Here is a 21,196-nt window from a genome sequence, read left to right as displayed (position 1 = left end):
ATGCTTGTATGTACAAGTAAATATGTGTGCGTATGAGTCGCCTGGAGTATCTGCGCACCACCCTAGTTTCCGCTTGTGACGGGCATTCCCGCACAGGCTCGCCCGCCCGCCGCCTGGGCTGGTTTGGACGATTGCAGAGGAGTTTTCCCGTGACTGACAATACCCAGAAACCGACGAAGTACCGTGACGTCGAAATCCGCGCTCCCCGTGGCAACAAGCTGACCGCCAAGAGCTGGCTGACCGAAGCGCCGCTGCGGATGCTGATGAACAACCTCGACCCGGAAGTGGCCGAGAACCCCAAGGAGCTGGTGGTCTACGGTGGTATCGGCCGGGCCGCGCGCAACTGGGAATGTTACGACCAGATCGTCGAGAGCCTGACCCAGCTGAATGACGACGAGACCCTGCTGGTGCAATCCGGCAAGCCGGTCGGCGTGTTCAAGACCCACAGCAACGCCCCGCGCGTGCTGATCGCCAACTCCAACCTGGTGCCACACTGGGCTTCCTGGGAGCACTTCAACGAACTGGATGCCAAGGGCCTGGCCATGTACGGCCAGATGACCGCCGGCAGCTGGATCTACATCGGCAGCCAGGGCATCGTCCAGGGTACCTACGAAACCTTCGTCGAAGCCGGTCGCCAGCACTATGACAACAACCTGAAAGGTCGTTGGGTCCTGACCGCGGGCCTCGGCGGCATGGGCGGCGCGCAGCCACTGGCCGCGACCCTGGCCGGCGCTTGCTCGCTGAACATCGAGTGCCAGCAGACCAGCATCGATTTCCGCCTGAACAGCCGTTATGTCGACGAGCAAGCCCGCGACCTCGACGACGCCCTGGCGCGTATCGCCCAATACACCCGGGAAGGCCAGGCGATTTCCGTCGCCCTGCTGGGCAACGCGGCTGAAATCCTCCCGGAACTGGTCAAGCGTGGCGTGCGCCCGGACATGGTCACCGACCAGACCAGCGCCCACGACCCGCTCAATGGCTATCTGCCGGCCGGCTGGACCTGGGACGAATACCGCGCTCGCGCCAAGACCGAGCCGGCTGCCGTCGTCAAAGCCGCCAAGGCGTCGATGGCCGTGCACGTCAAGGCCATGCTGGCCTTCCAGAAGCAAGGCATCCCGACCTTCGACTACGGTAACAACATCCGTCAGATGGCTCAGGAAGAAGGCGTGGAAAACGCTTTCGACTTCCCTGGCTTCGTCCCGGCCTATATCCGTCCGCTGTTCTGCCGTGGCATCGGTCCGTTCCGCTGGGCCGCGTTGTCGGGCGATCCGCAGGACATCTACAAGACTGACGCCAAGGTCAAGGAACTGATCCCGGACGATGCCCACCTGCACAACTGGCTGGACATGGCCCGCGAGCGCATCAGCTTCCAGGGGCTGCCGGCGCGTATCTGCTGGGTCGGCCTGGGCCAGCGCGCCAAGCTCGGCCTGGCGTTCAACGAAATGGTCCGCAGCGGCGAGCTGTCGGCCCCCATCGTGATCGGTCGCGATCACCTGGACTCCGGTTCCGTGGCCAGTCCGAACCGTGAAACCGAGTCGATGCGGGACGGTTCCGATGCCGTGTCCGACTGGCCATTGCTCAACGCGCTGCTCAACACCGCCAGCGGCGCGACCTGGGTTTCCCTGCACCACGGTGGTGGCGTCGGCATGGGCTTCTCCCAGCACTCGGGCATGGTGATCGTCTGTGACGGCAGCGACGAAGCCGCCGAGCGTATCGCTCGCGTGCTGCACAACGATCCGGCCACCGGGGTCATGCGTCACGCCGATGCCGGTTATCAGATCGCTATCGACTGCGCGAAAGAGCAGGGCCTGAACCTGCCGATGATTACCGGTAAATAAGGGATCGCGGATAACGGACGGACGCTGTCCCGTAGGAGCAGAGCTTGCTCGCGAAGAGGCCCTCAAGTGCGCCAAAAATTTCGCGGGAAAACCGGGAGGCTGGACCTCCCGCTCCCACGGGGAAGGTGTTTCGTCTGGAGCAGGTTTTACACACGCTGTGCACTTAAGCAAAACAATCCACAGAGGTTGAACAATGTCTGCGTCAAATGATCGTGCAAGCAGCAAACCGTTGATTGAAAGGCGTTCGATCGACTACATCCCGGAAGCGGAAAGACACGGTCGTCTACTCAGTCAGTTCACCCTGTGGTTGGGGGCCAACTTGCAAATCACCGCGATTGTCACCGGTGCCCTGGCGGTGGTGCTCGGCGGTGATGTCTACTGGTCGCTGATCGGCCTGCTGATCGGGCAGCTGATCGGCGGCGGGGTGATGGCACTGCATGCCGCGCAAGGTCCGCAGTTGGGCCTGCCGCAGATGATTTCCAGTCGCGTGCAGTTCGGCGTCTATGGCGCGGTGATCCCGCTGGTGCTGGTGTGCCTGATGTACATCGGTTTCTCGGCCAGCGGTTCGCTGCTGGCCGGGCAGGCGCTGGCGCAGCTGCTGCATGTCGAAGATTGGGTCGGCATCGTTCTGTTTGCCGCCAGTATCATGGTCTGCACCATCTTCGGCTACCGGGTGATCCACGGCATCGGCCGGATCGCCAGCGTGCTGGGGGTAATTGCCTTCGTCTACCTGTTCTACAAACTGTTGGCCGGCAACGATATCTCGGCCTTGCTGGGCAACAAGCATTTCTCCCTGGCGAGTTTCCTGTTGGCGATGTCGCTGTCGGCGTCCTGGCAGATCGCGTTCGGGCCTTATGTGGCGGATTACTCGCGTTATCTGCCGCGCCGCACATCGCCGGCGAAAACCTTCTGGGCCGTGGGCCTGGGCTCGGTGATCGGCGCGCAGGCGTCGATGGTCTTCGGGGTGTTCGCCGCCGCCCTGGCCGGCTCGCGGTTCTCCCACCATGAAGTCTCGTTCATCGTCAGTCTCGGCGGCACCGGAGCGGTCGCGGCGGCGCTGTACTTTGCCGTGGCTTTCGGCAAGGTGACGGTCACCACCCTGAACGCCTATGGCAGCTTCATGTCGATCGCCACCATCATCAGCGGCTTCCGTGGCAACCGGCATATCGGAAGCTTCGTGCGCCTGTTGTATATCTTGATCATGGTCAGCCTGTCCGCGGCCCTGGCGCTGTTGGGCAAGGATTCGTTCCTCAAGGAGTTCTCCTCCTTCATCCTGTTCCTGCTGGCGTTCTTCACGCCCTGGAGCGCGATCAACCTGGTGGATTTCTACTGCATCACCAAGGAACGCTACGACATTCCCGCGCTGTCCGATCCCAAGGCCCGCTACGGCGGCTGGAACCTGCTGGGCATCGGCATCTATGTGTTCGGCGTGCTGATCCAGATGCCGTTCATCGCCACCCAGTTCTATACCGGCTCCCTGGTCGCGAGCCTCGGCGACACCGATATCTCCTGGATCATCGGCCTGGTGGTGCCAGCGGCGTTGTACTACGTTGCCGCGAAGAAGTGGCATGGGGCAATTCCTGATCGTCTGATCCTGCCGGTCGAACCAGGCGCGCCGGTGGCAGCCAAGGTCAATGCTGGTCTGCAACCGGCGTCGAACTAGCCAGTTGGCGCTGGGCGTCTATGGTGGTGAACGTGGGTACGGCCTGCTGGCGGGCCAGTCCCCGGGCCGCGGGTCCGTTGATCGGCGTTAACCCTTCGATGATGAGGAACGGCACAGAATGAAATTGACCAAGACCCTGCTGACCACGGCGCTGTCCCTGGGGCTGTTGCTGGCGGCCAGTGCGAGCCAGGCCGCGGGCTGGTGCGAATCCGGCAAGCCGGTGAAGTTCGCGGGGCTGAACTGGGAAAGCGGCATGCTGCTGACCGATGTGCTGCGGTTCGTGCTGGAAAAGGGCTACGGTTGCAAGACCGACAGCCTGCCAGGTAACTCCATCACCATGGAAAACGCCCTGAGCAGCAACGATATCCAGGTGTTCGCCGAGGAGTGGGTCGGTCGCAGCGAAGTCTGGAACAAGGCCGAAAAAGCCGGCAAGGTCGTCGGTGTCGGTGCGCCGCTGGTGGGAGCGAGCGAAGGCTGGTATGTGCCGCGCTATGTGATCGAAGGCGACGCCAAGCGCAACCTGAAGGCCCTGGCACCGGGCCTGAAGCAGATTGCTGAGCTGGGCAAGTACGCCGCCCTGTTCAAGGATCCCGAAGAGCCGAGCAAAGGCCGCTTCTACAACTGCCCGGCCGGCTGGACCTGTGAGCTGGAGAACAGTGAAATGCTGAAAAGCTATGGTCTGGAAAGTTCCTACACCAACTTCCGTCCGGGAACCGGGCCAGCTCTGGATGCCGCAGTGCTGTCGAGCTACAAGCGTGGCGAGCCGATTCTGTTCTACTACTGGTCGCCGACGCCGCTGATGGGCCAGGTCGATCTGGTGAAACTGGAAGAGAAACCAGGTGTCGACAAGAACGTGAGCATCAAGGTCGGTCTGTCCAGGACTTTCCACGAGCAAGCGCCCGAACTGGTCGCCGTACTGGAAAAGGCCAACCTGCCAATCGAGCTGTTGAACCAGAGCCTGGGGCGCATGGCCAGGGAGCGGATCGAATCGCCGAAGCTGGCGAAGATCTTCCTCAAGGAACACCCCGAGGTCTGGCAGGCTTGGGTCAGCGCTGACGCGGCCAGGAAAATCAACGCGGCTCTGTAGGTCGACTACCTTCCGACTCACCGAGAGGTAGTCGGGACGTTCGCCACATCCACTTGATCGAGAGTTTCCAATGTTTCCCGAGCGTTTCACATTTTCCATCGCCGACTGGGTCAACGGTTGGGTCGATGCGCTGGTGACCCACTACGGCGATGTGTTCCGGCAGATCTCCGATACCCTGTTGTGGGCCATCGTCAATCTGGAGGGCCTACTGCGCATGGCGCCCTGGTGGCTGATGCTGGCCTTCGTCGGCGCGATTGCCTGGCATGCGACCCGCAGGTGGCTGACCACGCTGGTGATCGTCGGCCTGTTGTTCCTGGTGGGCGCGGTCGGCCTGTGGGACAAGCTGATGCAGACCCTGGCGCTGATGTTGGTGGCGACCCTGATCTCGGTGCTGATCGGGATTCCGCTGGGCATTCTCTCGGCGCGCAGCAACCGCCTGCGTTCGGTGCTGATGCCGCTGTTGGACATCATGCAGACCATGCCGAGCTTCGTGTACCTGATTCCGGTGCTGATGCTGTTCGGCCTGGGCAAGGTCCCGGCGATCTTCGCCACGGTGATCTACGCCGCGCCGCCGCTGATCCGCCTGACCGACCTGGGCATCCGCCAGGTCGACGGCGAGGTGATGGAAGCGATCAATGCTTTTGGCGCCAACCGCTGGCAGCAGCTGTTCGGCGTGCAACTGCCGCTGGCCCTGCCGAGCATCATGGCCGGGATCAACCAGACCACCATGATGGCGCTGTCGATGGTGGTGATCGCCTCGATGATCGGTGCCCGTGGCTTGGGCGAAGACGTGCTGGTGGGCATCCAGACCCTGAACGTCGGTCGTGGCCTGGAAGCGGGCCTGGCGATCGTGATTCTCGCGGTGGTGATCGACCGGATTACCCAGGCCTATGGTCGCCCACGCCATGAGGCGAACCAATGAGCGACTCCATCGTCAGCAAGATCGAGGTCAAGAACGTCTTCAAGATCTTCGGTTCGCGCGCCAATGATGCAATGAGCCTGATTCGCCAGGGCCAGAGCAAGGACCAGGTCCTGGCCGAAACCGGTTGCGTGGTGGGGGTCAACGACTTGTCGCTGAGCGTTGGCACCGGCGAGATCTTCGTGATCATGGGCTTGTCCGGCTCCGGCAAGTCGACGCTGGTGCGCCACTTCAACCGCCTGATCGATCCGACCAGCGGCGTGATCCTGGTGGATGGCGTGGACATTCTCCAGTACGACATGGAGGCGTTGCGCGAATTTCGCCGGCACAGGATCAGCATGGTGTTCCAGAGCTTCGGCCTGCTGCCCCACAAGACCGTGCAGGACAACGTCGCCTACGGCCTCAAGGTTCGTGGCGAGAGCAAGGAAGTCTGCGCCGAGCGCGCCGAGCACTGGATCAACACCGTGGGCCTGAAGGGCTACGAGAACAAGTACCCGCACCAGTTGTCGGGCGGTATGCGCCAGCGTGTGGGCCTGGCCCGGGCGCTGGCGGCGGACACCGACATCATTTTGATGGATGAGGCATTCAGTGCCCTGGACCCGTTGATCCGGGCCGAGATGCAGGATCAGTTGCTGGAACTGCAGAAGGCCCTGCACAAGACCATCGTGTTTATCACCCATGACCTGGATGAGGCGGTGCGGATCGGCAATCGCATCGCGATTCTCAAGGACGGCAAATTGATCCAGGTCGGCACGCCGAAGGAGATTTTGCATTCGCCGGCGGATGAGTATGTGGATCGCTTTGTTCAGCGGCGTGCGGCGACGGTTTAAGCCGGTGAGGGGTGTGGTGGCTGGGCGGGCCTCTTCGCGGCGGTGCGGCGATCCGACAAGCTCCGCTCCCACACCAGATTTGAGTCGTGCCCGAGTCTGGCATACGACTGAAAAAACTGTGGGAGCGGAGCTTGCCCACGAAGGCGGCGGTAAGGCTGCATCAATATTCAGGTTGTACAGACGAGGTTGAAGATGTCCCAGGCTGAAAAAATCGTTATCGCCGACGCACCGTTGCGCTGGCAGGATGTGGTCGCGGTGGCCCGTCACGGCGCGCCGCTGGAATTGTCGCCCCAGGCCTGGGCGCGGATCGACAACGCCCAGGCCATCGTCCAGCGCATCGTCGTCAGCGGCGAGCGCGCCTATGGCGTGAACACCGGGCTCGGCGCGCTGTGCAATGTCTCGCTGTCCGGCGAACAGCTCAGCCAACTGTCGCGCAATACCCTGCTCAGCCATGCCTGCGGTGTCGGCGCGCCATTGTCCGATGAACAGACCCGGGCCATCATCTGCGCCGCCATCGTCAACTACAGCCACGGCAAATCCGGCCTGCAGCGCCAGGTGGTCGAAGCCCTGCTGGCCTTGCTCAACCGTGGCATCACCCCGCAAGTGCCGGCCCAGGGTTCGGTGGGTTACCTGACCCATATGGCCCATATCGGTATCGCCTTGCTCGGTGTCGGCCTGGTGAGTTATCGCGGGCGGATCGTGCCGGCGCAACAGGCGCTGGACGAGGAGGGCCTGCAACCGGTGCAACTGGGGGCCAAGGACGGCTTGTGCCTGGTCAATGGCACGCCGTGCATGAGCGGCCTGAGCTGCCTGGCCCTGGCCGACGCGACCCGCCTGGTGCAATGGGCCGATGTGGTCGGCGCCATGAGCTTCGAGGCCCAGCGCGGGCAGATCGCCGCGTTCGATGCGCAAATCATCGCGCTCAAGCCGCATCCCGGCATGCAGCAGGTCGGCCGCAACCTGCGTGGCCTGCTCGATGGCAGTGAAGTGATTGCCGCGAGCATAGGCATTCGTACCCAGGACGCCCTGAGCATCCGTTCGATCCCGCAGGTGCACGGCGCCGCCCGCGATCAGTTGGACCACGCCACCCGGCAGATCGAGATCGAACTCAATGGCTGTACCGACAACCCGCTGCTGTTGGGCACGCCGGACGACTACCGGGTGATGTCCCAGGCCAACCCGCATGGCCAGTCGGTCGCCCTGGCGGCGGACCTGCTGGCGATTGCCATGGCGGAAATCGGCTCGATTGCCGAGCGCCGTCTCGATCGCCTGATCAACCCACATGTCAGCGGCCTGCCGGCCTTCCTGGTGAGTAACCCCGGGGTCAACTCCGGGATGATGATCGTGCAGTACGTCGCCGCATCCCTCTGCGCGGAAAACCGCCAGTTGGCGCAGCCGGCGGTGCTCGACAACTACGTCACCTCGGGCCTGCAGGAAGACCACCTGAGCCTGGGGACCAACGCTGCGCTGAAATTGCACCGGGCCCTGGAAAACTGCACGCAGATCCTCGCCATCGAGTACCTGTTGGCGGCCCAGGCCTTCGAATTCCTCAAGGAGCAGCGCTTCGGCGCCGGCACCGAGCGCGCCTGGAAATTGCTGCGCGAGCACGTTCCGGCCTACGACCAGGACCGCTGGCTGGCCCCGGACATCGCCCGCGCGGCGGCGCTGCTGAAGAACCCGACATTAATCCAGGGCAGGTTTCCCGATCTGCGCTGATTCCACGAATAACCAGCGTGCCAAGGCGCCAGCGGCTCAAAAAAGCCGGCGGCGACGGATAACGGAAGCTTCCGGAGCGTCTGGTAGTTAATAAAAACTCTCAAAAGGAGCATGAATGTGACTGTGTTGAACCTGATTCCCGGCCAACTGAGCCTGGCCCAACTGCGTGCCATCTATCAGCAGCCGGTGCAACTGACCCTGGATCAGAGTGCCTCGGCACAGATCGAAGCCAGCGTCGCCTGCGTCGAGCAGATTCTCGCCGAGAACCGCACCGCTTACGGCATCAACACCGGTTTCGGCCTGCTGGCCTCGACCCGTATCGCCAGCGAGGACCTGGAAAACCTCCAGCGCTCCCTGGTGCTGTCCCACGCCGCCGGCGTCGGCGTGCCGATCAGCGATGATCTGGTACGGCTGATCATGGTGCTCAAGGTCAACAGCCTGAGCCGCGGTTTCTCCGGGATCCGCCGCCAGGTGATCGATGCGCTGATCGCCCTGATCAATGCCGAGGTCTATCCGCATATTCCGCTGAAAGGTTCGGTCGGCGCTTCCGGCGACCTCGCGCCGCTGGCCCATATGTCCCTGGTGCTGTTGGGTGAAGGCAAGGCCCGTTACCAGGGGCAATGGCTGGATGCGCGCGCCGCGTTGAAACAGGCCGGCCTGCAACCGCTGACCCTGGCGGCGAAGGAAGGCCTGGCGCTGCTCAACGGCACCCAGGTGTCCACCGCCTATGCCCTGCGTGGCCTGTTCGAAGGTGAAGACCTGTTCGCCGGCGCCCTGGTCAGCGGTGCGCTGACGGTTGAAGCGGTGCTGGGCTCGCGTTCGCCGTTCGACCCACGTATCCATGCCGCCCGCGGTCAACATGGCCAGATCGATGCCGCTGCTGCTTATCGCCACCTGTTGGGCGAGCGCAGCGCGGTGTCCGACTCCCATGAGAATTGCGAGAAGGTCCAGGACCCGTACTCCCTGCGCTGTCAGCCGCAAGTCATGGGGGCCTGCCTGACCCAGTTCCGCCAGGCCGCCGAGGTGCTGGTGATCGAAGCCAACGCGGTGTCCGACAACCCGCTGGTGTTCGCCAGCGAAGGTGATGTGATCTCGGGCGGTAACTTCCACGCCGAACCGGTGGCCATGGCCGCGGACAACCTGGCGTTGGCGATTGCCGAGATCGGCTCCCTGAGCGAGCGGCGCATCTCGCTGATGATGGACAAGCACATGTCGCAGCTGCCGCCGTTCCTGGTGGCCAATGGTGGCGTCAACTCCGGCTTCATGATCGCCCAGGTGACCGCCGCGGCTCTCGCCAGCGAGAACAAGGCCCTGGCGCATCCGCACAGTGTCGACAGCCTGCCGACCTCCGCCAACCAGGAAGACCATGTGTCGATGGCGCCGGCGGCTGGTAAGCGTTTGTGGGAAATGGCTGAGAACACCCGTGGGATTTTGGCTGTGGAATGGTTGGCGGCTTGCCAGGGGCTGGACCTGCGTAATGGCCTGAAAACCTCGCCGACCCTGGAAACCGCGCGGGCGACCTTGCGCGAGAAGGTTGCCTATTACGAGAAAGATCGGTTCTTCGCCCCGGATATCGAGGCGGCCAGTGAGTTGCTGGCATCGCGCTGCCTGAATGCGCTGGTACCGGCCAAGTTGTTGCCAAGCCTGTAAGCGTTGCCCGAGAACGGACTGGGGTTGAGGTGACTGTTTACCAGGCGGCGCAATCCATTGTGGCGAGTGGGCTTGCCCACGCTCGGCTGCGCGGCGGCCGTAAAACCGGCACCTGCGTTGTATCTGTTACAACGCGGTGTCCGGTTTTAGGGCCGCTTCGCGCCCCAGAGCGGCAGTGCGGCGTTCCGACAAGCCCGTTCGCCACAAGGTGGTGAGTCAGTGAGCCTCTGGAGAGTTGCCACCCGGCAGATGCGTTTTGCCTGCGCGTGCCGGGTTGGGTACCCTGCGACCCCTTTTGCGGCCGGGCGGCCGCAAGACACTCGCCACCAGTCTGATTCTCATCGAGCTTCACCGATAAGAATAATTAAGGACGAGCAATGCAGCAGCAAATCAAAGGTTTGAAACGTGGGCTTTCGGCCCGACATATTCGCTTCATGGCTCTGGGTTCAGCTATCGGCACCGGGCTGTTCTACGGTTCCGCCGCGGCCATCCAGATGGCCGGCCCGGCCGTGCTGCTGGCCTACCTGATCGGCGGCGCCGCGGTGTTCATGGTCATGCGCGCCCTCGGCGAAATGGCCGTGCACGAGCCGGTGGCCGGTTCCTTCGGCCACTACGCCAGCACCTACATCGGCCCCCGCTCCGGTTTTATCCTCGGCTGGACCTATGCCTTCGAGATGGTCATCGTCGGTCTGGCCGACGTCACCGCCTTCGGCATCTATATGGGCTTCTGGTTTCCCGACGTCGACCGCTGGGTCTGGGTGCTCGGCGTGGTCTTCTTTATTGGCGCGCTGAACCTGTGCACGGTGAAGGTTTTCGGCGAAATGGAATTCTGGCTGTCGCTGCTCAAGGTCAGCGCCATTGTGGCGATGATTCTCGGCGGTTTTGGCATCCTGTTCTTCGGTATCAGCACGGCGACGCCCTCGGCGGATGTCGGCATCGGCAACCTCTGGAGCCATGGCGGCTTCATGCCCAATGGCGCGGCGGGCATGATCGCTGCGTTCGCGGTGGTCATGTTCGCCTTCGGTGGCATCGAGATCATCGGTGTCACCGCCGGTGAGGCCCAGGACCCGCAGCGGGTGATCCCCAAGGCGATCAATGCGGTGCCGCTGCGCATCCTGCTGTTCTACGTGCTGACCCTGTTCGTGCTGATGTCCCTCTACCCGTGGCAGCAGATCGGCAACCAGGGCAGCCCCTTTGTGCAGATTTTCCAGAACCTGGGGATAGGTTCGGCGGCGACGATTCTCAATATCGTGGTGATCTCGGCGGCGATCTCCGCCATCAACAGCGATATCTTCGGCGCCGGGCGCATGATGTACGGCCTGGCCCAGGAAGGCCATGCGCCCGGGGGCTTTGCCAAGCTGTCCCGCGCCGGCGTGCCGTGGATGACCGTGCTGGTCATGGCCGCCGCCCTGTTGCTGGGTGTGCTGCTCAACTACCTGATCCCCGAAGGCGTGTTCCTGCTGATCGCGTCCATCGCCACCTTCGCTACCGTGTGGGTATGGATCATGATCCTGGTCACCCAAGTGGCCATGCGCCGTTCCATGAGCCGTGAAGAGGCCGCGCAACTGAAGTTCCCGGTGCCGTTCTGGCCCTATGCGCCGATGGCGGCCATCGCTTTCATGCTGTTTATCTTCGGTGTGCTGGGTTATTTCCCCGACACCCGGCCGGCGCTGATCGTCGGCGCGGTCTGGATCGGCCTGCTGGTGCTGGCCTACCAGATCTGGGTCAAGCCGGCGGCGGCTGGTGAGGCGCGCGTTCAGCAAGACCCTGCTTTGTCTCATCGATAATTTAACGGAGGCCCCGGATGAAAACGCTTTGGCAGAACTGTCACGTTGCAAGCATGGCGCAAGGCACCTACTCGATCATCGAGGATGCCGCCATTGTCACCGTGGCGTCGAAGATCGAGTGGATCGGTCCGCGCGCGGAACTGCCGGCCGGGGATTATCCACGGGTCAATGACCTGGAAGAGGCCTGGGTCACGCCGGGGCTGATCGATTGCCACACCCACACGGTGTTCGGCGGCAACCGCAGCGGCGAGTTCGAGCAGCGCCTGCAAGGCGTGAGTTATGCCGAGATCGCCGCTGCCGGTGGCGGGATTGCCAGCACTGTGCGGGCGACCCGTGCCGCGAGCGAGGACGAATTGTTTGCCAGCGCCCGGCAACGCCTGACCTGCCTGTTGCGCGACGGGGTGACCAGTGTCGAGATCAAGTCCGGCTATGGCTTGGACCTGGACAGTGAACGCAAGATCCTCAAGGTGATTCGTCGCCTCGCTGGCGAGCTGCCGGTCAGTGTGCGCAGCACCTGCCTGGCGGCCCATGCCTTGCCCCCGGAATATGCCGGGCGGGCCGATGACTATATCGAGCATGTCTGCGCCGAGATGCTCCCGGCCCTGGCCGCCGAAGGCCTGGTGGATGCGGTGGATGCCTTCTGCGAATACCTGGCGTTTTCTCCGGCTCAGGTCGAGCGGGTGTTCAAGGTGGCACAGCAATTGGGCTTGCCGGTGAAGCTGCATGCCGAGCAGCTTTCTTCTCTGCATGGTTCGAGCCTGGCGGCGCGTTACCAGGCGCTGTCGGCGGACCATCTGGAATTCATGACCGAAGAGGACGCCATTGCCATGGCTGCCGCCGGTACCGTCGCGGTGCTGTTGCCCGGGGCGTTCTACTTCCTGCGCGAGACCCAGCTGCCGCCGCTGGAGGCCCTGCGCAAGCACGGCGTGAAGATTGCCATCGCCAGTGACCTCAACCCCGGTACTTCGCCGGCATTGTCGCTGCGGCTGATGCTGAACATGGCTTGCACCCTGTTTCGCATGACTCCGGAAGAGGCCCTGGCCGGTGTCACCCAGCATGCCGCCACGGCACTGGGCATGGGCGCCAGCCACGGTTCGCTGGAGGTCGGCAAGGTCGCGGACTTCGTCGCCTGGCAGATCGAGCGTCCGGCGGACCTGGCCTACTGGCTGGGCGGTGACCTGGGCAAGCGCGTGGTGCGCCATGGTGTTGAGGTATTGATCTAGGAGGATGTCCCGTGGAAAACGTTCTGAGTTTCAAACCAGGTCGCGTGCCGTTGTTGATCAGCATGCCCCATGCCGGCCTGCAACTGACCCCGGCGGTCAAGGCCGGCCTGGTCGCCGAGGCGCAAAGCCTGCCGGACACCGACTGGCATATCCCGCGGCTCTATGATTTCGCCACTGAACTGGGTGCCAGCACCCTGGCGGCTGACTACTCGCGGTTTGTCATCGATCTGAACCGGCCATCCGACGACAAGCCGCTGTATGTCGGGGCCACCACCGGCCTGTACCCGGCGACCCTGTTCGACGGCGTGCCGCTGTTCGTCGAAGGGCGCGTGCCGTCGGTCGCGGAGCGGGCGAACTATCTGGAGCAGATCTGGACGCCGTATCACCAGACCCTGCGACAGGAGCTTGCGCGACTCAAGGCTGAGTTCGGCTACGCCTTGCTGTTCGACGCCCACTCGATCCGCTCGGTGATCCCGCATCTGTTCGACGGCAAGCTGCCGGACTTCAACCTGGGTACCTTCAACGGCGCCAGTTGCGATCCGCAACTGGCGGCACGGCTGGAGGCCATCTGTGCCCGCCATCCGGCCTACAGCCATGTGTTGAATGGGCGCTTCAAGGGCGGGCATATCACCCGCCACTATGGTGATCCAGCGCAGGACATCCATGCGGTGCAGCTCGAGTTGGGGCAGTGCACCTATATGGAAGAGTTCGAACCGTTCACTTACCGCAACGATCTGGCCGACCCGACCCGGGTAGTGCTCAAGGAACTGCTGCAAGGCCTGTTGGCCTGGGGGCGTGAGCACTACGGGCGCTGAAACCCCGGTTGCATGGTCTCTGGGGCGGAGCGCGGTCCCTTGCAGGAGCCTGGCTTGTCGGGGCGCCGCATCGCAGCGAAGAGGTCCTCAAAACCGCCAAAAGCTTCGCTGGCAAGCCAAGCTCAGGTTCGTGGCGGTTTCAGTAGTTGAGGAAAATCCGTGCCCCTTCAGCCCGCCCGTACCTCGACCCCGGGGCTGAGGAAGTCGATGTGGTAGCCGCTGGCGCCGTCCCCCAGGCCAACATGCACGCCGTCGACGCCCTCGTTCATCGGCGAGTTGTGGCTGTAGTCGATGTTCGGCCCGATGCTGTCGTTCACGCCGATGGCGAATTCGCTCAGATACAGTCCCCGGTCGCCCGCCGCCCGGGCCAGCAGGCCGACATATTCCTGCCCGGCGACCTTGAGCGAGCGCACCTGATTGTGTTCGATGTGCAACCAGGCGTGATGCCGGACGACACTCTGGGCCAGCTCCAGCAGCTGTCTGTCGACGCCGCTGGCGAGCGGCATCCGGCCGCGGCCCAGGGACGTCAACAGACCGCTGATGCGCAAGATGCCGTTAAACTGGAAAAGATCGGGGCTGTCCGGGCGCATGTGGGCGTAGTGCACTTCGAACAGTTCCGAGACGGACAGCACGAAATGCTCGCTGATTTCGTCGCGGGTCGTGACATAAGGCGCCGAGCGGCTTTTCAGCCAGACGTCGGCCCGCGCCCCCTCGCCAGCCAGGTGTAGCCGTTGGTGCCGACTCAGCAGTCGGAGGTGGTCGCGCTGGCGCCTCAGACAACCGGCGAAGTCGCTGCGCAGTAACAGCATCAGGCTGTACAGCGCGTTCTCCAGGCTCGGGTCGAAGGCGTGCAGCGGGCAGAGAATACTTTGTTTATCTCGCGTCCTGGCTGCTCGCTCATAGAACTGCCGGGCACCCTGGCTGGTGAAGGAAAACACCAGGCTTTGCGCCGGTAGCGGTTCTGTCGAGTCCACGGCGGCGGCATCCAGACCCAATTCGGAGAGGGCACGGATAAACATTTCGTTGTCGGCGAGGATGATGGCCTGCTCCGGGGAGGAAAGCAGGTCCGGCAAATGGTCTTGCTGCATTGGAAACTCCCTTTCACTTTTGCGCGGATACCCCGGCAGAACGGCTCCTGCCTTTCTATGTGACCTGACTATTGAAGCGTTTATCGGGCGGGCTTGAACACTGGCCGAATGGCTAGGCAGCGTCCGACCGGAGGGGAAGGTCGAGGAATACGCTCGCGCGCATCCGCTTTTGACAAGGGCATGCCGATTCCGCGATTCGGGTTTATGATGCCGGACGACAGAATAATATGAAGTCCCCATCAGGGATGACCTCGACCCCTACGGAGCGCGTGATGCAGACTTTGTACCCGCAGATCAAACCCTACGCCCGGCACGATCTGGCCGTGGATGAAACGCATGTGCTGTATGTCGACGAGAGCGGTTCGCCCGAAGGCTTGCCGGTAGTATTCATCCACGGTGGCCCGGGAGCCGGCTGCGATGCCCAGAGCCGGCGCTATTTCGATCCCAACCTGTTTCGCATCATCACCTTCGACCAGCGCGGTTGCGGACGCTCGACCCCCCACGCGAGCCTGGAGAACAACACCACCTGGGACCTGGTGGCGGACCTTGAGCGCATTCGCCTGCACCTGGGGATCGACAAATGGGTGCTGTTCGGCGGTTCCTGGGGCTCGACGCTGTCCCTGGCCTATGCCCAGACCCACCCGGAGCGGGTGCACGGTCTGATCCTGCGGGGGATCTTCCTGGCCCGTCCACAGGAAATCGAATGGTTCTACCAGGCCGGCGCCAGCCGTCTGTTCCCGGATTACTGGCAGGACTATGTGGCGCCTATCCCGCTGGATGAGCGCGACGACCTGCTCAATGCGTTCCACAAGCGCCTGATCGGCAACGACCAGATCGCCCAGATGCACGCCGCCAAGGCCTGGTCGCTGTGGGAGGGCCGTACCGCGACCCTGCGCCCGAACCCGCTGGTGGTCGACCGCTTCTCCGAGCCGCAACGCGCACTGTCGATTGCCCGGATCGAATGTCACTACTTCACCAACGACGCGTTCCTCGAACCCAACCAGTTGATCCGCGACATGGGCAAGATCGCCCACCTGCCGGGTGTTATCGTGCACGGTCGCTATGATGTGATCTGCCCGCTGGACAACGCCTGGGAGCTGCATCAGAACTGGCCCAACAGCGAATTGCAGGTGATTCGCGACGCCGGTCACGCGGCTTCCGAGCCGGGCATCACCGATGCGCTGGTGCGGGCGGCGGACCAGATGGCCCGACGTCTGCTCGACCTGCCTCTCGAAGAAGCATGAAGGGCTTGTTGCAACGCGTCAGCGGCGCGCGGGTGGAGGTGGCGGGGGAGGTGGTCGGGTCCATTGACCAGGGTCTGCTCGTGCTGCTGGCGGTGGAGCCCGATGACACACCGGCGCACGCTGACAAACTGCTGAAGAAGCTGCTTAACTATCGGGTGTTCAGCGATCCGCAGGGCAAGATGAACCTGTCCCTGGCGGACACCGGCGGCGGTTTGCTGCTGGTGTCGCAGTTTACCCTGGCGGCCGATACCCAGAGCGGGTTGCGTCCGAGCTTCTCCACGGCGGCGCCTCCGGTGTTGGCCGAGGCGTTGTTCGACTATGTAGTGGCACAGGCGCAACGCTTGCATGGGCAAGTGGCGACCGGACGTTTTGGGGCGGACATGCAGGTGCATCTGGTCAATGATGGCCCGGTAACCTTCCTGTTACAGACCTGAAAGCATCAAAAACGACGTATTTGACTGAAAACAGGGGGTTTTCGCGATAAATACTTTGTTTCACCTGATGCGTTGTAACGCGGCCTACTAGATAATCGCGCGCTACGGGGATCGGTGTTCGTTGGTCCATTTTGACTTAGGTAGAGACTTGTCCGTGATCGATTGGGGAATCATTTGCCCCCATCGGAGTCGGAACAATGCTCGCCAACCTGGCATATAGATAGCTGGCCGTTGGTTTTTGATCTGTTTTCGGCGAGGGTTGCTCGTGATTGTTAGTCCCTGTAATGCTCCAACATTGACTGCCAAAGGGTTACGAAAAGCGCTGGTAGCGGGCTCGGCACTGCTTTGCCTGCTCAGCGCGGGCCAACTCTTTGCGTTCAGCCTGGATGATGTGTCGGCCAAGGCCAAGACGCTGGCCGGGCAGAAATACGAAGCTCCGCGCAGCAATCTGCCGAACGAGTTCCGTGACATGAAGTTCGCGGACTACCAGAAAATTCGTTTCCTGACCGACAAGGCCGAATGGGCGGGCGAGAAAACCCCATTCAAATTGTCGTTCTACCACCAGGGCATGCACTTCGATACGCCGGTGAAGATCAACGAGATCACCGCCGAGGATGTCAAAGAGATCAAGTACGACCCGACCCGCTTCGATTTCGGCGACGTCAAGTTCGATCCCAAGTCCACCGAGCAGCTCGGCTATGCCGGCTTTCGCGTGCTCTATCCGATCAACAAGGCCGACAAGCAGGACGAGATCATGACCATGCTCGGCGCGAGTTATTTCCGCGTCGTCGGCAAGGGCCAGACCTACGGTCTGTCGGCGCGTGGCATGGCCATCGACACCGCCTTGCCGTCCGGAGAAGAGTTCCCGCGGTTCACCGAGTTCTGGATCCAGCAGCCCAAGCCGACCGACAAGCACCTGGTGATCTTCGCCTTGCTGGACTCGCCGCGTGCCACCGGTGCTTACCGCCTGACGCTGCGTCCCGGCACCGACACCATCGTCGACGTGAAGGCGCAGATGTACCTGCGCGACAAGGTCGGCAAGCTCGGCGTGGCCCCGTTGACCAGCATGTTCCTGTTCGGCGCCAACCAGCCGTCCAAGGTCCTCAACTACCGTCGCGAGTTGCATGACTCCAGCGGCCTGTCGATCCACGCCGGCAATGGCGAATGGGTCTGGCGTCCGCTGAACAACCCGAAACACCTGGCGGTGAGCAATTTCTCCGTGGAAAACCCGCGTGGCTTCGGCTTGCTGCAGCGTGGCCGTGACTTCAGTCACTATGAAGACCTCGACGACCGCTATGACAAGCGTCCAAGCGCCTGGATCGAGCCCAAGGGCGACTGGGGCAAGGGCACGGTCGACCTGGTGGAGATTCCGACCGCCGACGAAACCAACGACAACATCGTGGCTTTCTGGAACCCGGCGGAACGCGCCGACGCTGGCCAGCCGATGAACTTCGCCTACCGCCTGCACTGGACTACCGACGAAGCGGCCCTGCACTCGCCGGACAGCGCCTGGGTCAAGCAGACCCTCAAGTCCACTGGCGACGTCAAGCAATCGAACCTGATCCGTCAACCGGACGGCAGCGTGGCTTACCTGATCGACTTCGAAGGCCCGTCCCTCAAGGCCTTGCCTGAAGATGCGGCGGTGCGCAGCCAGGTCAGCGTCGGCGACAACGCCGAACTGGTGGAGAACAGCCTGCGTTACAACTCGGAAACCCAGGGCTGGCGCCTGACCCTGCGCCTGAAGGTGAAGGATCCGAGCAAGGCCACCGAACTGCGTGCGAACCTGGTCAAGGACATCGCCACGGCGGATCCGGCCAAGGTCGCCGTCTCGTCCCAGGTGGTCAAGGCCGACAAGGTCGCGGCCAAGCAGCAAGAGAAAGAAAAAGAGAAAGAGAAGGCCCAGGACAAGAAAGATCCCGCGAAAGAGCATGACGCCGCGGCGCCAGCTCCCGAGGCCGCCCCAACCACCCCGGTACCGGTGCCGACCGAGCAAGTCCTGACCGAGACCTGGAGCTACCAGTTGCCTGCCGATGAGTAAGCCAATCGTCCAGCCAGAGGCTCTTTTCGAGTACCTGGCGCACCTGCCGCTGAGCAATGAGCAGCGTGCGGAACTGTCGAACTGCAGCTCGTTCGCCGAGCTGCATGAGCGCCTCAGCGCGCAACCGGCGGGTGACTCCGCCGAAGCCGCGCAGGCTTCGGTGGGACGCCGGCTGATCCTCGACTCGGCGACCGAGCTGGAGGACGCCGAGATGCTCGCGGTCGACGCCGCTGGGCGCGTATGCCTCAAGGCCACGCCGCCGATCCGCCGGACCAAGGTCGTGCCGGAGCCGTGGCGTACCAATATCCTGGTGCGTGGCTGGCGGCGCCTGACCGGGCGCAGCAACCCGCCAGTGCCCAAGGAAGACAAGCACGACCTGCCCCATGCGCGCTGGCGCACCGTGGGTTCGATTCGCCGCTATATCCTGCTGGTGCTGATGCTCGGCCAGACCATCGTCGCCGGCTGGTATATGAAAGGCATCATGCCCTATCAGGGCTGGGCGTTCGTCGATCTCAACGAAGTGGTGCATCAACCGCTGTTGCAGACTGCCCAGCAAGTGCTGCCTTATCTGCTGCAAACCAGCATCCTGGTGCTGTTCGGGATTCTGTTCTGTTGGGTCTCGGCGGGTTTCTGGACTGCGCTGATGGGCTTCCTTGAATTGCTCACCGGGCACGACAAGTACCGTATCTCCGGCGCCAGCGCCGGTAGCGAGCCGATCGCCAAGGAGGCGCGTACCGCCATCGTCATGCCGATCTGCAACGAGGACGTGCCGCGGGTCTTTGCCGGCCTGCGCGCGACCTTCGAGTCGGTCGCGGCCACGGGCGACCTGGATCGCTTCGACTTCTTCGTCCTCAGCGACAGTAACGACACCGATATCTGCGTGGCCGAGCAACAGGCCTGGCTGGACGTCTGCCGCGAAGCCTCGGGCTTCGGCCGGATCTTCTACCGCCGTCGCCGCCGTCGCGTGAAGCGCAAGAGCGGCAACCTCGACGACTTCTGCCGGCGCTGGGGCGGTGACTACAAGTACATGGTGGTGCTCGACGCCGACAGCGTCATGAGCGGCGAATGCCTGACCAGCCTGGTACGCCTGATGGAAGCCACGCCGGACGCCGGGATCATCCAGACCGCGCCACGGGCGTCGGGCATGGATACCCTTTATGCGCGCATGCAGCAGTTCGCGACCCGGGTCTACGGTCCGTTGTTCACCGCCGGCCTGCACTTCTGGCAGTTGGGTGAATCGCACTACTGGGGTCACAACGCGATCATTCGCATGAAGCCGTTTATCGAGCACTGCGCCCTGGCGCCGTTGCCCGGCAAAGGCGCCTTCGCCGGGGCGATCCTGTCCCACGACTTCGTCGAGGCCGCGTTGATGCGCCGTGCCGGTTGGGGCGTGTGGATCGCCTATGACCTGCCGGGCAGCTACGAAGAACTGCCGCCGAACCTGCTCGATGAGCTCAAGCGCGACCGGCGCTGGTGTCACGGCAACCTGATGAACTTCCGCCTGTTCCTGGTCAAGGGTATGCACCCGGTGCACCGCGCGGTGTTCCTCACCGGCGTGATGTCCTACCTGTCGGCGCCGTTGTGGTTCTTCTTCCTGGTGCTGTCGACGGCCTTGCTGGCGGTCAATACGCTGATGGAGCCGCAGTACTTCATGGAGCCGCGCCAGCTCTATCCGCTGTGGCCGCAATGGCATCCGGACAAGGCGGTGGCGCTGTTCTCCACCACCATCGTGTTGCTGTTCCTGCCCAAGCTGTTGAGCATCATCCTGATCTGGGCCAAGGGCGCGAAAGAGTTCGGCGGCAAGTTCAAGGTGACCCTGTCGATGCTGCTGGAGATGCTCTTCTCCATGCTGCTGGCACCGGTACGGATGATTTTCCACACCCGTTTCGTCCTGGCCGCGTTCCTCGGTTGGGCGGCGACCTGGAACTCTCCGCAGCGTGACGACGACTCCACGCCGTGGAGCGAAGCGGTGCGTCGGCATGGCCCGCAAACCTTGCTGGGTGCCCTCTGGGCCCTGCTGGTGATCTGGCTCAACCCGAGTTTTCTCTGGTGGCTGACACCGATCGTTGGTTCGCTGATGCTGTCGATCCCGGTTTCGGTGATCTCCAGCCGGGTCAACCTGGGCTTGCGCTCCAAGGATGAGAGCCTGTTCCTCATTCCCGAGGAATACAATCCGCCCCAGGCGTTGCTGGCGACGGATGAGTACACCCACGAAAACCGTTGGCATGCGCTCAATGACGGCTTTGTCCGGGCGGTGGTCGATCCGCGGCAGAATGCCCTGGCCTGTGCCTTGGCAACGGCCCGTCACGGCCATGCCGAGCCGATCGAGTGGCTGCGTGTCGAGCGTGTGCGGCATGCGCTGAAGGTCGGTCCGGCAGGGCTGGACAATCAGTCACGCCTGCACCTGCTGAGCGATCCGGTGGCCTTGACCCGTCTGCATGCGCAGGTCTGGAGTGAAGGCCACGCCGAGTGGCTTGGTGCCTGGCGCGATTCGATCAAGGCCGATCCGCATGCGCCGTTGTTGCCTTTGCAACCGGCTACGCCGACGGTCCAGCCGGCCTGATCCAATGTAGGCGCCGCTTGCCTGCGAAGCTTTTGGCGCTCTTACGGGCCTCTTCGCGAGCAAGCCCGGCTCCTACGGGAGCCGTGTCAGTCCACAGGGTGCGACGTTGGTTACACCCTGTTTCTCTCCGCTTTCATTTGTCATTTGGTAACAAAAGACCAGCTCCTCCTCGGTGTTGCCCTGCATCCGAGTACGTTAGGATCGCGCCCCAAAATTGTGCCCGGCAGGCCATGGCGATTGTGCTTGCACGCGGAAATCGCGGGTCTTGCTGGCACGACCGGAAAAGCGGCCCAGGGGAGTT

The 21,196-nt window shown here is 63.0% G+C and carries 14 protein-coding genes and 1 pseudogene; 14 read left to right on the top strand and 1 reads right to left on the bottom strand.

Annotated elements, in window-relative coordinates; genetic code table 11:
• The first annotated feature begins 149 nt into the window (after positions 1–149).
• The 10 genes from hutU to hutG all read left to right on the top strand — a co-directional run bounded on the left by hutU (position 150) and on the right by hutG (position 13,528).
• The gene (gene hutU, locus PFEN_RS28670; protein ID WP_191489946.1) at positions 150–1,838 is read left to right on the top strand and encodes a urocanate hydratase; all 1,689 of its coding nucleotides are present in this window, start codon (positions 150–152) and stop codon (positions 1,836–1,838) included.
• A gap of 193 nt (positions 1,839–2,031) precedes the next feature.
• Complete coding sequence (locus PFEN_RS28665; protein WP_191489945.1) at positions 2,032–3,501, top strand: purine-cytosine permease family protein; 1,470 nt, start codon at positions 2,032–2,034, stop codon at positions 3,499–3,501.
• 118 nt (positions 3,502–3,619) lie between these two features.
• Positions 3,620–4,588, top strand: a complete 969-nt coding sequence (locus tag PFEN_RS28660) for an ABC transporter substrate-binding protein (RefSeq protein ID WP_191489944.1) — start codon at positions 3,620–3,622, stop codon at positions 4,586–4,588.
• A 70-nt stretch (positions 4,589–4,658) separates the two neighbouring features.
• The gene (locus PFEN_RS28655) at positions 4,659–5,510 is read left to right on the top strand and encodes an ABC transporter permease (protein ID WP_191489943.1); all 852 of its coding nucleotides are present in this window, start codon (positions 4,659–4,661) and stop codon (positions 5,508–5,510) included.
• Complete coding sequence (locus PFEN_RS28650; RefSeq protein WP_191489942.1) at positions 5,507–6,337, top strand: quaternary amine ABC transporter ATP-binding protein; 831 nt, start codon at positions 5,507–5,509, stop codon at positions 6,335–6,337. The genes PFEN_RS28655 and PFEN_RS28650 overlap by 4 nt, the downstream gene beginning before the upstream one ends.
• A gap of 192 nt (positions 6,338–6,529) precedes the next feature.
• Positions 6,530–8,053, top strand: a complete 1,524-nt coding sequence (gene hutH, locus PFEN_RS28645) for a histidine ammonia-lyase (protein WP_191489941.1) — start codon at positions 6,530–6,532, stop codon at positions 8,051–8,053.
• Positions 8,054–8,164: 111 nt separating this feature from the next.
• On the top strand, positions 8,165–9,703 hold the full coding sequence (gene hutH / locus PFEN_RS28640) for a histidine ammonia-lyase (protein ID WP_191489940.1): 1,539 nt from the start codon (positions 8,165–8,167) through the stop codon (positions 9,701–9,703).
• A gap of 377 nt (positions 9,704–10,080) precedes the next feature.
• Positions 10,081–11,490, top strand: coding sequence for an amino acid permease (locus PFEN_RS28635; RefSeq protein ID WP_191489939.1), 1,410 nt, complete (start codon positions 10,081–10,083; stop codon positions 11,488–11,490).
• Between the two features lie 17 nt (positions 11,491–11,507).
• Positions 11,508–12,713, top strand: a complete 1,206-nt coding sequence (gene hutI, locus PFEN_RS28630) for an imidazolonepropionase (protein ID WP_191489938.1) — start codon at positions 11,508–11,510, stop codon at positions 12,711–12,713.
• An 11-nt stretch (positions 12,714–12,724) separates the two neighbouring features.
• A complete protein-coding gene (gene hutG / locus PFEN_RS28625) occupies positions 12,725–13,528 on the top strand; it encodes an N-formylglutamate deformylase (protein WP_191489937.1) in 804 nt (267 codons plus the stop codon).
• A gap of 167 nt (positions 13,529–13,695) precedes the next feature.
• On the opposite strand, the gene PFEN_RS28620 is transcribed toward hutG, so the two are convergent.
• A complete protein-coding gene (locus tag PFEN_RS28620) occupies positions 13,696–14,616 on the bottom strand; it encodes a hypothetical protein (RefSeq protein WP_191489936.1) in 921 nt (306 codons plus the stop codon).
• A 272-nt stretch (positions 14,617–14,888) separates the two neighbouring features.
• Here PFEN_RS28620 and pip point away from each other — a divergent pair, with 272 nt between their 5' ends.
• The 4 genes and pseudogenes from pip to mdoH all read left to right on the top strand — a co-directional run.
• Positions 14,889–15,860 carry a prolyl aminopeptidase gene (pip, locus tag PFEN_RS28615; protein WP_191489935.1) on the top strand — a complete coding sequence of 324 codons (972 nt, stop codon included), beginning with the start codon at positions 14,889–14,891 and terminating at the stop codon, positions 15,858–15,860.
• Complete coding sequence (gene dtd / locus PFEN_RS28610) at positions 15,857–16,294, top strand: D-aminoacyl-tRNA deacylase (protein ID WP_191489934.1); 438 nt, start codon at positions 15,857–15,859, stop codon at positions 16,292–16,294. The genes pip and dtd overlap by 4 nt, the downstream gene beginning before the upstream one ends.
• Positions 16,295–16,559: 265 nt before the next feature.
• Positions 16,560–18,332 (top strand): glucan biosynthesis protein G, encoded by a 1,773-nt coding sequence (locus PFEN_RS28605; protein ID WP_318193370.1) that lies wholly within the window; start codon positions 16,560–16,562, stop codon positions 18,330–18,332.
• Positions 18,325–20,912: pseudogene (mdoH, locus tag PFEN_RS28600) on the top strand (glucans biosynthesis glucosyltransferase MdoH); the annotation flags it as partial. The gene PFEN_RS28605 and the pseudogene mdoH, both read left to right, overlap by 8 nt.
• Positions 20,913–21,196: the final 284 nt, after the last annotated feature.

It is taken from the genome of Pseudomonas sp. FEN (genome assembly GCF_904067045.1).
Taxonomy (GTDB): Bacteria; Pseudomonadota; Gammaproteobacteria; order Pseudomonadales; family Pseudomonadaceae; genus Aquipseudomonas.
Note: the sequence above shows the minus strand (reverse complement) of the source record. Positions and strands in the feature narration are given on the sequence as shown.

Bases quoted from the DNA above. Each gene is read 5' to 3' on its own strand.
- PFEN_RS28665 (WP_191489945.1), top strand. From the start codon at position 2,032: ATGTCTGCGTCAAATGATCGTGCAAGCAGCAAACCGTTGATTGAAAGG.
- PFEN_RS28660 (WP_191489944.1), top strand. From the start codon at position 3,620: ATGAAATTGACCAAGACCCTGCTGACCACGGCGCTGTCCCTGGGGCTG.
- PFEN_RS28655 (WP_191489943.1), top strand. From the start codon at position 4,659: ATGTTTCCCGAGCGTTTCACATTTTCCATCGCCGACTGGGTCAACGGT.
- PFEN_RS28650 (WP_191489942.1), top strand. From the start codon at position 5,507: ATGAGCGACTCCATCGTCAGCAAGATCGAGGTCAAGAACGTCTTCAAG.
- hutH (WP_191489941.1), top strand. From the start codon at position 6,530: ATGTCCCAGGCTGAAAAAATCGTTATCGCCGACGCACCGTTGCGCTGG.
- hutH (WP_191489940.1), top strand. From the start codon at position 8,165: ATGAATGTGACTGTGTTGAACCTGATTCCCGGCCAACTGAGCCTGGCC.
- PFEN_RS28635 (WP_191489939.1), top strand. From the start codon at position 10,081: ATGCAGCAGCAAATCAAAGGTTTGAAACGTGGGCTTTCGGCCCGACAT.
- hutI (WP_191489938.1), top strand. From the start codon at position 11,508: ATGAAAACGCTTTGGCAGAACTGTCACGTTGCAAGCATGGCGCAAGGC.
- PFEN_RS28620 (WP_191489936.1), bottom strand. From the start codon at position 14,616: ATGCAGCAAGACCATTTGCCGGACCTGCTTTCCTCCCCGGAGCAGGCC.
- pip (WP_191489935.1), top strand. From the start codon at position 14,889: ATGCAGACTTTGTACCCGCAGATCAAACCCTACGCCCGGCACGATCTG.
- dtd (WP_191489934.1), top strand. From the start codon at position 15,857: ATGAAGGGCTTGTTGCAACGCGTCAGCGGCGCGCGGGTGGAGGTGGCG.